Below are 15,457 nucleotides of genomic sequence, written 5' to 3'. Positions count from 1 at the left end.
TGGAAATCGGGATGATACTTCATCCGAATCTAGTCGTGAGTGGCCAGTAGCGTAGCCACAAATGAACGTATTCAAGTATAGCCCGGTGAGTACCTATTCGATGATAGACCAGTTATGTTCAGAGGTGTGTTGAGGTAATGAGTACGGACGACGAATCATTCCACCCGCTCGGGAACGAGTGGGAGAACGAACTCGAGGAGATGCTCGACGATACCGAGTACGATAGCGATCTCGGTATGGAGATGGCCCAAGACGCGATGCGGGTCACCAAAGGGGAGCTTTCCGAAGCCGAATTCCACGAGATGTATCACGACGACGTGATGGAGGAATTCGGCGAGGACCAGCGACCGACCGAAGCCGCCTACGAGGAGGCCCAGGCCGCCGAGGAAGGGACGATGTCCCGAATGCTCTCGAAATTCGAGGGCGACGGTGAAGAGGGCCGCCGTGACGCCATGAAAAAGATGGGTGCCGGCGCAGCGTTCGTCGGCCTCGGTGCGTGGGGGACCGTCGACGACGGCGAGCCCGAGCCCCAGGAACAGGTCGCTGCTGCCCAGGAAGACGACGGCGGCGATGGTACCCAGTGGGGGATGACCATCGACCTCGAGCGCTGTGACGGTTGTCTCACCTGTGTCACGGCCTGTGGGAACGAGAACAACCTCGATCAGGGCGTCAACTGGATGTACGTCCTCGAGTTTGAGGATAGTACGCCCCAGACAGGTCGGCCTAACCGGCTCGTTCGACCGTGTCAGCACTGTACCGATGCTCCCTGTGAGAAGGTGTGTCCGACGACCGCTCGTCACACACGTGATCAGGACGGGCTCGTTCTGACGGACTACGACGTCTGTATCGGTTGTCGCTACTGTCAGGTCGCCTGTCCCTACGGCGTCAACTACTTCCAGTGGGACGAACCGGATATTTCCACGGACCAGATCGAGGAGTATTATACCGAAGAGCAGGGGATGGACAGCGACCACATGACCACCACCTACGAGAACGGCGAAGAACGGTGGGTCGACAGTCGCGCCCCGCGTGGCACGATGAGCAAGTGTACGATGTGTCCGACCCGTCAGGACGGCGAGATGGGCGAGGACATGGTCGGGACGACGGCCTGTGAGCAGGCCTGTCCGCCTGGCGCTATTCAGTTCGGCGACGTCAACTCCGATACCAGCGACGCATCGAAGTACGCCACCAACCCGAGTCGGGGTCGGGCGCTTCAATGGCTGTCTCCACCATCCGAAAGCGCTCTCGAGGAGGACCTCGATGGTGCCGACGACGATCTCGAGTCCGTGCTCGAGGCTGCTGGTCTCGACGTGGAGGATCTCATGCTGATGAAAGCCGTCGGGATCACTGGCGAGAGCATGGGCGAGGGTGACGGCGACATGGCTGCCACCGAGACCGACATTCAAGCGGCTCTCGACGTGATCGAAGCACACGGTCTCGACCTCGATGACGAGGATATCCTCGACGAACTCGGCCTCGGCGATGGCGACGCGGACGACGCGCAGGTCGTCCTCGACCAGCAGTATGGTTCGCCGGAATCGAGCTTCTTGCTCCAAGAAGATATGGGAACGAATCCGAACATTACGTACTTCGGCCACGAGCCCGGTCCGAACGCCGAGCAGACTGAGCCAACTGGAACGGGTGTCGAGTACGCCGACCTGAGCTACGAGCGTGCTGACGGCGAGATGGTCGACATGGTCGACAATCGCAAGGAGGTCCTCGACGAGGAAACAGTCGGTGACGCCGGGGTGTCACTATGAGCACGAAGACGCCATCCGAGGGCGATATTATCCGCCCTATCGGCTCGTTCTCGAAGCAGTTTATCGCCCTCTTCGTCGCCTGCGCGCTCGTCTTCGGGGCGTTTCTCGTCGCGTGGGCGTATCAGCTCCAACAGGGAATGATCGTCACCGGCCTCTCGGATTGGGGCTCCGGTGGCGGTGCAACCTGGGGGCTGTACATCGGCGCGTTCATCTGGTGGGTCGGGATCGCCCACGGCGGGATCATCCTCTCCGCCGCGGTCCGGCTGCTCGGCATGGACCGGTACATGCCGGTCGCCCGCCTCGCCGAGATGCTCACGCTGGCCGGTCTCTCCGCGGCTGGCTTCTACATCATCGTCCACATGGGCCGTCCCGACCGGATGGTCACGAGTATTCTCGGTCATTACCACATCACGGTCAACAACTCGCCGCTGGTGTGGGACGTGACGGTCATCACGGCCTACTTCGTGTTGACCGCGACCTACCTCGCACTCACGCTCCGGTACGACATCACGCGTCTGCGTGATCAGCTCCCGGACCTCTTCGAACCGATTTACAAGATGATGACCCTCGGCTACACCGAGGAGGAAGACGAGATCGTCGAGCGGATGGTCTGGTGGCTCGCACTCGCGATCATCATCATGGCGCCGCTGCTCCTTCACGGCGGCGTGATTCCGTGGCTGTTCGCGGTCCTGCCGGGCATGCCCGCCTGGTTCGGCGCCGTCCAGGGGCCACAGTTCCTGACGATCGCGCTGACATCGGCGATCAGCGGCGTCATCATCGTCGCCTACGCGTTCCGTCGTGCCTACGATTGGGACCACATCATGACCGACGACGTCTTCCGTGGCCTCCTGCTGTGGCTCGGTTTCTTCTGTCTGCTGTTCCTCTGGCTCCAGCTCCAGCAGAACGTCACCGGCCTGTTCGCAGCGCCGGTCAGCACCGACGTTGCACAGACGGCGACGATCGGCCACCCGGTCTACATCACCGCGATGGTGCTGGTCCTCGGAACGCTCGCGTACATCTTTGCACAGACAATCCGACCGTCGCTGTTTACCAAGCCTCGAGCGATCGTCGCCGCACTCGCCGTGCTTACCGGCACGCTGCTCGAGAAACTGATCTTCGTCGTCGAAGGCTTCCTGCACCCCGAGTTCGAAATCTACGCGGCGACCCCCGGGGAGTACTTCCCAAGTGCTATCGAGTGGCTTTCGCTCGCCGGCACGATTGGTATGGTCGTGCTGTTCTTCCTCGTGGTTGCGAAGATCGTTCCCGTCGTCGAACTCCACGCGATCGAGCATCTCCGCGGCGATCACGGCCACGGAGAGGACACTGAACACGCGACCGAACAGGAGGTGAAAGCATGAGCGCGACACTCGCAGCTGCACTCGCATCGATCCCACCGGAGGTACTGTATCACGGCTACGACGGCACCCAGGGTGTGACCGGCTTCCCGAACACGGGGACCTGGCTCATCTTCGGCGTCGTCCTCGTGCCGATCTACGCGATGGTTATCGCGTGGTTTACCGGCACGCCCCGCGATGCGAAGACCGGCCTACTCGGCGTTGGCTATCTGGTCGGCCTGACGTCGTCGATGTGGATCAGTATGTTCGTCCTGACCGTCATCATCGGCATCGTCTTCTTCGGCGGTGCACCCGAGCCGCTCGCTTCGCCCGGTCCGTAACCGCTGACTGACACCGTTTTTTGCGCCCGGACTACGTCGGTTCGTTTCCCTGGCTCTTGGCGACTCTGAACCATCACACGTATCCCACTCGGTTCCGTACAACGGATAACGAACACCGACCCAGTATGTCTATTACAGAACACGAACTCAAAATCAAACTCGAGGAGATCACCGATCCCGACATCGGCGAGGACATCATGACCCTCGGGCTGGTCAACGACGTGACGATCGACGACGAGACGGCCCGCATCTCGCTGGCGTTCAACGCGCCGTATGCCCCATCCGAGATGGAACTTGGCAATCGGGTCCGCGAACTCTGTGACGAGGTCGGCCTCGAAGCGGACCTGCGTGCCCACGTCGGCGAGGAGCACGGCTTCGACGATCAGGTGCTGCCACAGGTTCGAAACGTCATCGCGGTCGCCTCCGGGAAGGGTGGTGTCGGCAAGACGACCGTCGCCGCGAACCTGGCTGCCGGCCTCGAAAAACGCGGTGCGATGGTCGGCATTCTCGATGCCGACATTCACGGTCCGAACGTTCCGAAGATCCTGCCGATCGAAGGTGAGCCGGGGGTGATGCCAAACGAGGACATCGTGCCGCCGCGCTCGGACGGCGTTCGGGTCATCAGTATGGGCTTCATGACCGAGGAGGACGACGACCCGGCGATTCTCCGCGGGCCGATGGTCAACAAGTTCATGATGAAGTTCTTGGAGGGCGTCGAGTGGGGCCGACTCGACTACCTCATCGTCGACCTGCCGCCGGGAACCGGCGACGCGACGCTGAACCTCCTGCAGTCGATGCCGGTAACGGGTGCCGTCGTCGTGACGACGCCCCAGGAGATGGCCTTAGAAGACACCCGCAAGGGCGTCCAGATGTTCAACAAGCACGACACCTCCGTCCTCGGCGTCGTCGAAAACATGAGCTCGTTCGTCTGTCCGAGCTGTGGCGACGAACACGGCCTGTTCGGTACCGAAGGCGCCGACACCATCGTCGACAACTACGACGTGCCGCTGGTCGGTCGCGTGCCGATCCACCCGGATTTCGGCGCGGACGGCAGCGAAGGCCCGATCGTCAAAGACGACGATAGTCCCGTTCAGGAACACGTCGAGGACCTCGTCGGCGAGGTCTCGGATCGGATCGGCGAGGCAAACCGTCGAACGGTTTCGGAGCATACGTCCGACGAGCCGGCCGACGCGTTGCCGACCGAGACCGAAGACTGATACTGCCGAATCGAACTATCGTGACCATTCGCCGCCCCGATCCGGGGAGTTCTCTTCGTTGACTTCTGTCCGACAGTATACGGCGATAACTGTCGGTGCGCCGACGCCGTCTTTTTACTCCCGACGCTCGAACGACCGGGTATGTCTCTCGACCGATACGCAGACACGCTCGCCGACATAGAGCCCGACGAGGGCGGCCTCGAGAGCGCGGAACTGGTCGTCACCGACGACGTGCTCGTCAAACTGTTCGTGCTCGGGCCGGGGGCGACCCTCGAGCCCCACGAACACGCCGACAGTACGAACGTCTTTCACGTCCTCGAGGGGGAAGCGACCGTCGTCCAGGACGGGAAACGCGAACGGATCGCGGCGCCGGGTGTCGTCAAACACGATCGGGGGGTCGCCCACGGCGTCGACAACGAAACCGACGAGCGCGTGGTACTGACGGCGAGTCTCTGTCCGTTGCCGTCCTGATCGACCGTCAGTTGCCGGCGGCGGCCCTCGAGAATGACGCAAGGTTGATCCCCGTTGGCCAGCATACTACGGGTATGGACTTTCCACCGAACCAGGGGCTCGATCAGGAGGAAGTCGACGAACAGGTCGATGACACCATCGCCAACAACGAGGTCGTCCTCTTCATGAAAGGGACCGAACTGATGCCACAGTGTGGCTACTCGCGGAAGGCGCTCGGACTCATCTCCCAGCACCGCGACGAGTACGAGACCGTCGACGTCCTCGAGTCGCTCGACGAGTATCGCGCCGCGCTCGATCGTCACAGCGGCTGGGAGACGATCCCACAGACGTACGTCGACGGCGAGTTCGTCGGCGGCTCGGATATTCTGGAGGAACTCGAGGAACGCGGTGAACTCGCCGAGACGCTCGAGACGGCTTGACATCCTCCCCGCACTGAACAGTAGTTGCCGATTCAACGCGGAGAGCCGAACGAAACTTGTCGATAGCCGATTTGGATTGCAGCGCTCCAACGACCGATGCGACACAGCGAGGAAGGGAGCGAAGAAACGCCGCTATCGACGGCTCCCGCGCCGGGCTGCTATCGCGTCGAGGGTGCCGACGTTAAATTAATCCGTACGTATCGGTGACGCAGCTAATAGCAGATCATATAAGTCACGCACCCGTACTAGGGAGTAACGACCCTCGCCCCACCCTTCCCACTATGTCAACAGAGGAATCCAGACACGTATATCGGCTGCACTCGACACTCGAACTGCCACTCGAAGACCTTCGTGATCACATCGACTCGGCGACCTACCCTGACGGGATCGACGATGTCGAGATCACGCGACGCAACAATACGCTCATTCTCAAAGCTGTCGCAAACGACCAGTCGGTGAGCAAGTATACGCCGACGGCTCAGCTCAAAGCCAGCGTCACGGAAAACCGGGTCTACGAGGAAGAGCCGGAAGACCGACACAACTCGTTTCGCTGGGACGAAGACGAAGAGGAGGAGATCGAATCCGAACTCATCGAGTTCGCGGCGTTCAAAGGCGATCGCGAGACGGTCCTCCAGAACTCCCTGTTGCAGTACGAGATGTTTCTCGTCCTCTGTGGCATCGCCGAAGCCGCCGAGAAAGGGACACTGACAGCAATCTCCGAACACGAAGGCGAACTCGAGGCGACCCGAATCGTCGAAGGCGAACAGCGGCCCGCGGACATCGAAGTCGTCGAAGGACCGCGCGACCACGGCTCCGGAGAGACGGGGGTCAACTGGCGAGATAACAAGTTCATCAGCGACTGAGCGACCATCTGCCCGACATTCGAGCTTGATACCTATACGAAGCGGGGCGGTCACTGGCAAGCACAGCGCCTACAACCGTTTCGGTAGTCGTCTACCCATGGTCGACGAAGACCTCGAGCTCGAGGAAGACCTCGGCGAGGCGACGATCGTCTACGAGGATCCCGCGGACGGGACCGTCGAGAAACAGGTACCGAACGAACACGTCGCGTACTTTCAGGATCACTGGATCGTCAAGACCGAAGAGGACGATCGAGGTCGGGATATCGTTCGCCGAATTCCCGCCAGACGAGTTCACTACGTTGAGCGGACCGTCGAGGAGTTCGAAGAAGAAGTCAAGACGCTGTACGACCGCGTCGAGTCGATGGCATCACGACTGCAGACGAAGATTCCGATCGGTGGCGGCGACGCCGACACCGAGCAACGAGAAGACCCCTATCGCATCGACGTCGATTCGGACACCCCCGACCCCGACGACTCCGCCGATCGGTAATCGATCGTCCGTACACTCTGGTGGAATCCGTTAGGGCAATCCGTCTGCATCGGAATGGGACGTTCCGTTGGTGTCCCCGACCCGATAGTCACAGGCGGTGGATTCTACGCGGTAACGCACTGTTAACGATATGGAACCGTCCGGAAGGAGTGACTGCTATGTTTCACGAGGTGATCGTCCGTGCACCGTCTCGGCGCTGAGGCGAACGCACACGTCCACCCGTCCTCCGCGTTTGCCGCCCGACTCGAAACCTCCAGCCGACCGGGACGGCCCCGTCCCGCCGACCGCGACCGGTTGCGCTCGAGGAATCGGACTCGAACCGGCGGTGGATCGACGGAGGGCGAGTGATGCACGTCTGTTCGATCGTCGGCGCACGACCGCAGTTCGTCAAAGCCGCCGTCGTCTCGCGCCAGCTCCGTGAGGTCGGCGAGGAGACGCTCGTCCACACCGGACAACACTACGACGAGGAGCTGTCGGACGTCTTCTTCGAGGAACTCGACATTCCCGAACCCGAATACAACCTCGGCGTCGAGTCGGAGACACACGGTCGTCAGACGGCGGCGATGATCGCACGTCTCGAGTCGGTCGTCGACGAGATCGATCCGGACGTCCTGTTGCTCTACGGCGATACGAACTCGACGCTCGCCGGGGCAGTCGTCGGCTCGAAACGCGACGTCACCGTGGCCCACGTGGAAGCCGGCCTGCGAAGCGAGAACCGCGCGATGCCCGAAGAAATCAACCGCATTCTGACGGATCACGCCTCGGACCTCTGTTTCGTGCCGAGCGAAACCGCCGTCCGAAATCTCGCGGACGAAGGCATCACCGACGGCGTCCACTGGACTGGCGACGTGATGTACGACGCGATCCTCGACGCTCGAGAGCGGTCGCGACGCCGATCGACGATCCTCGAGGATCTCGACCTCGAGGAGGGCAAGTTCGCCCTCGCGACCGTCCACCGCGCGGGCAACACGGACGATCGGTCGAACCTCGCGGCGATCGTCGACGGACTCGCGTCGTCACCGTTGCCGGTCGTCTTTCCCGCTCACCCGCGAACGGTGGATAAGCTGCGGGAGTACGGCCTCTGGACGCGAGCGACGACCCACCTCGAGATCATCGATCCGCAGGGGTATCTCGACTTCGTCCGGCTGCTCGACGGCGCCGAGCGCGTCGCGACGGATTCCGGCGGCGTCCAGAAGGAAGCGTTCTTCTGCAGTACGCCCTGTCTCACGATGCGCGCGGAGACGGAGTGGGTCGAAACTGTCGACTGTGGGTGGAACCGCCTCGTCGGGCCCGACGAGGCCCGCATTCGGGAGGCGCTACATGCCGACTGGACGCCGACATCACATCCCCATCCCTACGGTGACGGGACTGCGGGCCACCGCATCGTCTCGCTCCTCTCGGATCACGTTACGACCGACGCTCCGGATCCGGCACTCGAGACGGCCTCGCTCGATTAGGGGGCCGCCGGCCATCGATCGCCCCCGACCGTCGTCGAGATGGCGGAAAGGATTGCCGAGTCCGCTGGGATCGTCGGCGTACCACCGCCGTCACGCGCCGATGATGTCGCCACTGAGCGACGGCTCACCGTCCGTAGCGACCGTCTGTGAACCGTCGAAGGTTCCGTCAGACGTTTCCGGTCTCCCAAAGGGCTTTACTACGCTAATTATATCTAATTACAGACGATGACCGAGAACTTCCCCGAATACGTCGACGTCGATTACGAGGACGGCGACGGCGAGGAACCCGCGGAGTATCCACACATCAACGAGAAGATCGAGAAGGCAGTCGAGGTCACCCGGCAGGGCTTAGAGCAGTACGAGAACCCAGCCGTCATGTGGACCGGCGGGAAGGATTCGACGCTCGTGCTCTACTTCGTCAAGGAGGTCGCAGATCGCTTCGATCTCGAGGTTCCGCCGGCGATCTTCATCGATCACTACCAACACTTCGACGAGATCCACGGTTTCGTCGACCACTGGGCCGAGGAGTGGGACCTCGACGTGATCTACGCGCGCAACGAGGACGTCGGCGAGTACGTCGACGAACACGGCTTAGAGCCCGGCGACGAGATCGATATTTCGGCACTTTCCGAGCACAACCGCCACCACGTTCGGGACATCCTCGAGTACGAGGAGGACACGTTCCCCTTCCTGCTCGATACCTACGTCGGCAATCACCTGCTGAAGACGGTCGCACTGAACAACGCCTTAGAGGAGTACGACGTCGACGGCGTCATCTCCGGCGTCCGCTGGGACGAACAGGAAGCACGCGCCGACGAGACGTTCTTTTCCGAGCGTCACGATCCGGACATCTACCCGCCACACGACCGCGTCCAGCCCATCCTGCAGTTCGACGAGGCCGCCGTCTGGGAGGGCTTCTGGAACTTCGTCGTCCCCGATACGGTTCCCGAATTCCCCGACGAGGGCTACGTTCCCCAGAGCGACGACGACCTGCCGAACGATCTCACCCAGGACGATATCCCCGTCTCGCCGAAGTACTTCGCCGGCTTCCGCTCGCTTGGTAGCGAAGTTAGCACCGAAAAGAGCGACGAGGAGCCGGCCTGGCTCCAAAATCTCGAGGAGACGACCGAACGCGCGGGCCGTGCACAGGACAAAGAGGATCTGATGGAGCGCCTTCGCGATCTCGGTTACATGTAATTGTCCGCGAGACACGGACGATTCGATCAGTTCGTCGCGCGATACTCCCCGTACTTGAGGCCGATCCCGAGCATCACTAGCCCGAAAACGATCATCGACGGGGCGACCATCATCAGGACGGTATCAGTTGCCATCATTCCAGAGGCGACCATGCCGCCGATGCCGGCTGCGTTGATGAGGACGAACAGTGCTGCAGTGACGGTCAGATCGAAATCCATACCGACGTGTAGGGGTTCGATGACCTAATGGTCGGTGGAACTGTGCATTCGTTCAGAACTGTTGTCTCCGTGGCTCGAAACCGAGCCACCAACTGGTGGCTTACTCCTCGGACGGGCGAACCAGGTTCGCCAGCGCCACGAGACTCCCGAGGAACCAGCCAAGCGGGAACGAGATGCCGACCCACATAGCAGCGTAGGCCGCCCCGGCGAGTTCGTAGTTCGCCCGAAGCCACTCGTTGACACCGCCGACGACCAGTAGCGTATCGAGGATCCAGATCGCGAGTTCGTAGCTCGGATCCAATACGTAGGGCTCGAGCGACGGTGTGACGAGTGCAGCGACGACCGGGGGGAGGAAGATCGCGGTCATCGCGAAGGGGTAGGCAAACAATACCGTCGTGAGCCGACCGCCGAACTTCGCGGCGGTCGCCGCAAGTGCCGTCGAGATGACGGCGACGAGACTCGCCGCTGCGACGGCGAGAAACCGATCGAACGGCAACTGAATGTGTGCGACGACGGTCAACGTCCCCCAGGCGAAGATCGCGATCGCCGTGACGCCGACGATGCCGAGTCTTGTTCGCGTCGAGTCGAGCTTTCCTGCGTAGTATCGAATAGCGAACCCGAGGACGGTAAGCGGATAGAGGACGAGGAGGCCGAGGGTTCCGAGCGTACTCCAGCCGTGATAGCCGATCTTCTGTGGCAGCGTTTCGGGCTCCCATTTGCCCATCACGGAGTGGCCGCGGCCACGCTGGCGTGGAAAGACGAGCTCCATCCAGGCACCGTGTAACCGCGCTAAGTCGGTCCGTATCGCACCGACAACCCCACCACCGCCACCGCTTCGCGAGTGGGTTGACATACGCGAGCCAAAAAGCCGGCGTACCGTAAACTTTCCTTCTCTTTCCGCTCTGGAAACATGTCTCTCGCTACCGGTTCCAGGGGCCGAAATCGGGGTCGACGACGCGCGTACGTTCGTCGATCCCATCGATCCGATCGATGTCTGCAGTCTCGAGGTCGAGCGCGAGCGAACGCCAATTATCGCGGATGTGATCGGAACCCGTCGCTTTCGGAATCGCAGTGATCCCCTTCTCGCGGAGCCAAGCCAGGCTGACTTGTGCCTCGCTGACGCCGTGTTTCTCCGCGATAGCCTGGATCTCGGGCTGTTCGAAGACGTCCCCGCGAGCCAGCGGCGAGTAGGCGACGACTTCGACATCGTGCTCCTCACAAGCTGTCCGAATGTCGGACTGGGGAAGCAGCGGATGGAGCTCGACCTGGTTCGCCAGGATCGGCGCGTCACAGACCTCGAGTGCGGTCTCGAGCTGTTCGGGAAGGAAGTTGCTGACACCGACGTTGCGGATCAGCCCCTCCTCGTAGAGCGTCGAGAACGCAGACAGCGTTGGGTCGGGATCGTAGCTCCGCGCCGGCCAGTGGACGTAGAGTAGGTCGACGTAGTCGACGCCGAGTCGATCGAGGCTCGCTTTGGCCGTCTCGAGGACATCTCCGTGGGCGAGATTCGAGATCCAGACCTTCGTCGCGAGGAAGACCTCCTCGCGGTCGACGGCGGCCCGTGCGATTCCCTCCCCGACAGCGGACTCGTTCTCGTAGGCCTGTGCGGTGTCGATGTGACGGTAGCCCGACTCGAGGGCCGTTTGGATGCTTTCGGCACACTGCTGGGCGTCGGTATTTTGCCACGTGCCGAGGCCGAGCATCGGCATGCCGCTGGTGGTCGGACAGCTGTCCGGCGTGAACGCGTCGATATCGTCACTACTCATACGTACCACGTCGGCCAGCGGGCGAAAGTGGGTTTTGGTTGCGGCGATGTCGTTCCTGCGTATCGATTGTCACAACCGGCGGCGTCCCGTTACTCGTCGGCGTCCTCGTAGAGATGGTCCCAGGGCCGTTCGCGCTCGAGGGCTCCACTGGCAGCGAGCACCACGTCGTCCTCGAACCGGCTGCCGACGAGCTGGATACCGACGGGATGGCCGCGGTCGGTGAGGCCGACCGGCGCGGCGCCGACGGGGTGGCCGGTCCAGTTGAACGGCCAGGTTAGCGTCCAGTTCCAGCCCTCCGAGCCCGGCTCGTCGTGTAGGCCCATATCGGCGCGAGATAGCGTCGGCGTGACGAGCAGGTCGTACTCGGCGAGCCGGTCCTGGATCGCGTCGAAAAAGCCCGTTCGAACGACGCCACTGCGTGCGATATCCGCCGGCCCGTAACGCTCGCCGGCCTCGATCATCGCGAGCAAACTGTTGTCGACCTCCTCCTCGTGGTCCCGGAGATCGATCCCGTGCTCGGCCTCGAGCAGCGTCGCCGTCTCGAGGATCGACGTCGTATAGGTGGGCATGACGGCCGCCTCGAGGTCGGCCATCGAGTAGCCGTGATCGATCGAGATTTCCTCGACAGTCGCGCCCGCATCCGCGAAGGCGGTGACGGCGTCGTCGACGATGTCCTCGACCGCATCGGTAATCGAGAAGACATCGAGGTCGGGACTGTAGCCGATCCGGTAGTCGTCGATCGAGCGGTCGACCGCCTCGAGCGGGTCGACGTCGACGGGGACGCTGCGGGGATCGCTGGGGTCGGGACCGGCCATGACAGAGAGTCCGAACGCGGCGTCTGCGACGCTGCGAGCCATGGGACCTTTCGTGACGTGGTGGGTCGACCGGCCGAACGCGCTCGGTCGGCCGTCGTCCGGAACGAGCCCGAACGTCGGTTTGAGCGCGTAGATGCCACAAGCGGCTGCCGGAATGCGAAGCGAGCCGCCGGCGTCACTGCCCGTCGCGAGGGGCGTCATGCCGGCTGCGAGTGCCGCGGCCGAGCCGCCCGAGGAGCCGCCGGCGTTCAGGTCGGTGTCGATCGGTGAGGCCGTCGGGCCGACGACCGCGTTGTCGGTCGTTCCCTTGTGGCCGAACGCCGGCGTGTTCGTCTTGCCGATGACGATCGCGCCGGCGGCCTCGAGTCGCTCGACGAACAGCGCCGTTCGCTCGGCGACGTTGTCCGCAAAGAGCGCCGACCCGAAGGTGTGGCGGGTACCGTCTTTCAGCCCGCCGAGGTCTTTCAGTGCCAGCGGCACCCCGTGGAGCGGCCCCACGTCTTCGCCGGCCTCGAGCGCGCGGTCGGCCGCCTCGGCAGCCTCGCGAGCCCGATCGGCACAGACAGTGACGAACGCGTTGATCTCCCCGTCACGGGCGTCGATGCGCTCGAGGTGGGCGTCGACGGCGTCGGTTGCCGTTATCTCGCCGTCTCGAATTCGGGATGCGAGTTCGGTCGCGGTGAGTCGCGTGAGTCCTCGGTCGCCAGCCATACCGGTAGGTCGAGACGAAATTTGTTATATGTTAGCATCGAAGCACCGGTCTCGGGGATCCCAAGCTGTCGAACGCTGGTGGCGGTCAGTACTTCGGTTCCGCACCGGCGATGTCGTACACCCGGTCTAACACCCCGTCGCGTTCTGCTTGCCAGGCGTCGTAGTGGCTCGGGTCGTCGGGGTAGCTGTCGTAGACGTCTTTGAGCGAGTCGGCAGCCGTTTGAACCTTGTACAGATCGTAGAGGGTATCCCAGTGGCCGACCGACTTCCACAGCGTCTTGAGTTTGAGCGCGAGACCCATATCGGCGGTCCCGCGTTTGCCGATGGCGTCGACGAGTTGCTGGCCGGGAATAGCCGTGACGAGCGAGACGAGTTCGTCCAGCTCGTGGGCGGTGCCGAAGATGTTGTAACAGTCCATCGCGGCGAAGCGTTTGCCGAAGTCGGTCTGGACGCGACGGTTGTACTCCCACAGTGTGGACTCGCTGACATCGCCGTCTTCGATGGCGTCGGCGGCAACGTCGGCGGCCCAGTGGCCGGCCTTCGCCGCGCCCGGAATGCCGCCGCCGGTACAGGGGTTGACGTGGGCGGCGGCGTCGCCGACGGCGACGTATCCGGGGTGGACGGCCGAGTCGTAGGGCCGTCTGGTCGGTAACGCGGCGCCGAGTTTGTTCTTGACCGTCGCGTCGGCGAACTCGGATCGGTTCGCAACGTCGTCTTTGAGCACGTCGACGAGTTCGATCGGCTCCTGGGTCATCTGAAAGCCGAGGCCGACGTTGATCTCCGTCGACGACCGCGGGAAGTACCACAGGTAGCCCAACTCGTCGGTCGGCTTGAACACCAGCGCGTCGTCCCACTCGACGGGCTCGGACACCTCGAGGACCTCTCGGTAGGCCGAACAGAACTGCGAGTAGTCGACGTTGGTATCGAACGTCGAGTCCGAGAGATCGGCCATATCCTGGAGCACGGAGAGCGCACCGGCGGCGTCGACGACGACGTCTGCCTCGTATTCGATCGCCTCGCCGTCGCTGACAGCTCGAACGCCCTCGACGGTACGGTTGGGCTGGACGACATCGTTGACGACCGTGTCGTAGTGGATCTCCGCGCCGGCTCTTTCGGTCTCCTCGACGAGCACCTGCCCGTATCGGTAGCGGTCGACGACTGCGCCCGTCTGGTCGAAGGGAATCTCGAGCGTCTCGCCGGTCTGGGGGTTCTCGAAGAGCCCCCGTTCGATGTGCTCGTTAGTGAACGATTCTGCGCGCAGCCGGTCGCGATCGACCACGTCGGGAAACGTGCTCTTGCCCTTGATCCCGTCGCCGCAGGCGATGAATCCTGCCTCGTCTTCGGGCTTGCGTTCGACGAGGACGACCTCGAGACCGCGCCGGGCGGCAGTTGCCGCCGCGAAACAGCCGGCGGTCCCGGCGCCGACGACGACCATATCGTACGATTGCGTACCGCTGCTCATTGTGCTCACCCGAACAGTTCGGAGAACAAAAAATACGGTGAAAGTGTTTTGTCCGCAATACGAGGACGAAACGGATGTCGGCAGCCGCTCCCGATGCGTGATAGGGCGACGGTTGCTACTGATACATCCGAAGCGGCTGTGCCTGCGTACTCTCGTCCTGGCCGATCGCTTGCATCTGTTGGGCGAGTTGTTCGCGTTGCTGGCGAATTTCTTCGGCCCGGTCGACCAGGTCCTGGATGTCGACCGAGACATCGGCGATCGGAGCGATACCGTCCTCGAGCAGGACGCTCGCGGCTTCGGGGTCGGGAAACTGCGGGCTACATTCGACGACGATCCCCAGACTGTCATCGCCGAGTTGTGCGGCCCGGTTGATCAACGCACCCGTCGGTCCGGTGACGACGCCGTCCTCCGGCGGAACGGGAACGTCCTCGCGCTCGAGCGTCCGGCCGGCGTCGCCGGTCGCGATACCGTAGAGTTCCGGGCGGCTCTCGTCGCGTTCGGCGGGGAGACCGCTGAGGTAGACCGGCGTCGCGTCTTGGTCGACGATCCAACTCGTGACGCAGTCGGCGACGCTCTCGATGGCCGAGGAACTGATCGGTGCGTCGCTCTGGAGCGCGAAGAGATCGTGGTCCTCACTGACGTAGATTCTGACCGGTGGGCGGGCGGTTCGGTCGCCGCCGCGGTAGACGCCGATCCGTGGCAGTCCCTCGCAGTGGACGCTCGCGTAGTAGCGCATCTCGAGTTGGTTGACGAGATGGTCGGTCGCGATTTTCCCGACGAGTCCGACGCCGGGGAAGCCTTCGACGAGCGTTGGCGATTCGAGATCGACTTCCGGCGCCTGAATGCACATCTCTGACATACCTACAACGTGCACTGCTGACAGTATAAACGCGACGGCGACGGCCACGCTCGGCGACCGCCGAGGCCGTTCGCAAG

16 protein-coding genes are annotated in these 15,457 nt (G+C 62.8%); 10 read left to right on the top strand and 6 right to left on the bottom strand.

The genetic code is table 11. The features are described 5' to 3' along the window. Positions 1 to 137 precede the first annotated feature (137 nt). From D8Y22_RS10150 to D8Y22_RS10105, 10 genes are all read left to right on the top strand, one after another. A complete protein-coding gene (locus D8Y22_RS10150; RefSeq protein WP_141464597.1) occupies positions 138 to 1,760 on the top strand; it encodes a 4Fe-4S ferredoxin N-terminal domain-containing protein in 1,623 nt (540 codons plus the stop codon). Then, positions 1,757 to 3,118, top strand: coding sequence for an NrfD/PsrC family molybdoenzyme membrane anchor subunit (gene nrfD / locus D8Y22_RS10145; protein WP_141464596.1), 1,362 nt, complete (start codon positions 1,757 to 1,759; stop codon positions 3,116 to 3,118). The genes D8Y22_RS10150 and nrfD overlap by 4 nt, the downstream gene beginning before the upstream one ends. Next, positions 3,115 to 3,435, top strand: a complete 321-nt coding sequence (locus tag D8Y22_RS10140; RefSeq protein WP_141464595.1) for a hypothetical protein — start codon at positions 3,115 to 3,117, stop codon at positions 3,433 to 3,435. The genes nrfD and D8Y22_RS10140 overlap by 4 nt, the downstream gene beginning before the upstream one ends. A gap of 125 nt (positions 3,436 to 3,560) precedes the next feature. After that, positions 3,561 to 4,652: an Mrp/NBP35 family ATP-binding protein gene (locus D8Y22_RS10135; RefSeq protein ID WP_141464594.1), complete on the top strand. Its 1,092-nt coding sequence runs from the start codon at positions 3,561 to 3,563 to the stop codon at positions 4,650 to 4,652. 141 nt (positions 4,653 to 4,793) lie between these two features. After that, on the top strand, positions 4,794 to 5,123 hold the full coding sequence (locus D8Y22_RS10130) for a cupin domain-containing protein (RefSeq protein ID WP_141464593.1): 330 nt from the start codon (positions 4,794 to 4,796) through the stop codon (positions 5,121 to 5,123). A gap of 74 nt (positions 5,124 to 5,197) precedes the next feature. Further along, on the top strand, positions 5,198 to 5,542 hold the full coding sequence (locus D8Y22_RS10125) for a glutaredoxin family protein (protein ID WP_141464592.1): 345 nt from the start codon (positions 5,198 to 5,200) through the stop codon (positions 5,540 to 5,542). Positions 5,543 to 5,823: 281 nt separating this feature from the next. Further along, positions 5,824 to 6,405: a DUF7110 family protein gene (locus D8Y22_RS10120; protein WP_141464591.1), complete on the top strand. Its 582-nt coding sequence runs from the start codon at positions 5,824 to 5,826 to the stop codon at positions 6,403 to 6,405. Positions 6,406 to 6,502: 97 nt separating this feature from the next. Next, a complete protein-coding gene (locus D8Y22_RS10115; protein WP_141464590.1) occupies positions 6,503 to 6,895 on the top strand; it encodes a hypothetical protein in 393 nt (130 codons plus the stop codon). Between the two features lie 347 nt (positions 6,896 to 7,242). Continuing rightward, positions 7,243 to 8,352 (top strand): non-hydrolyzing UDP-N-acetylglucosamine 2-epimerase, encoded by a 1,110-nt coding sequence (gene wecB / locus D8Y22_RS10110; protein WP_141464589.1) that lies wholly within the window; start codon positions 7,243 to 7,245, stop codon positions 8,350 to 8,352. A 225-nt stretch (positions 8,353 to 8,577) separates the two neighbouring features. Then, positions 8,578 to 9,549 carry a phosphoadenosine phosphosulfate reductase family protein gene (locus tag D8Y22_RS10105; protein ID WP_141464588.1) on the top strand — a complete coding sequence of 324 codons (972 nt, stop codon included), beginning with the start codon at positions 8,578 to 8,580 and terminating at the stop codon, positions 9,547 to 9,549. A gap of 26 nt (positions 9,550 to 9,575) precedes the next feature. Here D8Y22_RS10105 and D8Y22_RS10100 read toward each other — a convergent pair whose 3' ends face one another. The 6 genes from D8Y22_RS10100 to D8Y22_RS10075 all read right to left on the bottom strand — a co-directional run bounded on the left by D8Y22_RS10100 (position 9,576) and on the right by D8Y22_RS10075 (position 15,380). Next, positions 9,576 to 9,767 carry a DUF7333 family protein gene (locus tag D8Y22_RS10100; RefSeq protein WP_141464587.1) on the bottom strand — a complete coding sequence of 64 codons (192 nt, stop codon included), beginning with the start codon at positions 9,765 to 9,767 and terminating at the stop codon, positions 9,576 to 9,578. Positions 9,768 to 9,867: 100 nt separating this feature from the next. After that, on the bottom strand, positions 9,868 to 10,620 hold the full coding sequence (locus tag D8Y22_RS10095) for a hypothetical protein (RefSeq protein WP_141464586.1): 753 nt from the start codon (positions 10,618 to 10,620) through the stop codon (positions 9,868 to 9,870). Between the two features lie 67 nt (positions 10,621 to 10,687). Then, on the bottom strand, positions 10,688 to 11,533 hold the full coding sequence (locus D8Y22_RS10090; RefSeq protein WP_141464585.1) for an aldo/keto reductase: 846 nt from the start codon (positions 11,531 to 11,533) through the stop codon (positions 10,688 to 10,690). A gap of 89 nt (positions 11,534 to 11,622) precedes the next feature. Continuing rightward, on the bottom strand, positions 11,623 to 13,059 hold the full coding sequence (locus D8Y22_RS10085; RefSeq protein WP_141464584.1) for an amidase: 1,437 nt from the start codon (positions 13,057 to 13,059) through the stop codon (positions 11,623 to 11,625). Between the two features lie 85 nt (positions 13,060 to 13,144). Continuing rightward, positions 13,145 to 14,521 carry a geranylgeranyl reductase family protein gene (locus tag D8Y22_RS10080; RefSeq protein WP_141464583.1) on the bottom strand — a complete coding sequence of 459 codons (1,377 nt, stop codon included), beginning with the start codon at positions 14,519 to 14,521 and terminating at the stop codon, positions 13,145 to 13,147. 115 nt (positions 14,522 to 14,636) lie between these two features. Then, a complete protein-coding gene (locus D8Y22_RS10075; protein ID WP_141464582.1) occupies positions 14,637 to 15,380 on the bottom strand; it encodes a proteasome assembly chaperone family protein in 744 nt (247 codons plus the stop codon). Between the last annotated feature and the right edge of the window lie 77 nt (positions 15,381 to 15,457).

It is taken from the genome of Salinadaptatus halalkaliphilus (genome assembly GCF_006543045.1).
Taxonomy (GTDB): Archaea; Halobacteriota; Halobacteria; order Halobacteriales; family Natrialbaceae; genus Salinadaptatus; species Salinadaptatus halalkaliphilus.
Note: the sequence above shows the minus strand (reverse complement) of the source record. Positions and strands in the feature narration are given on the sequence as shown.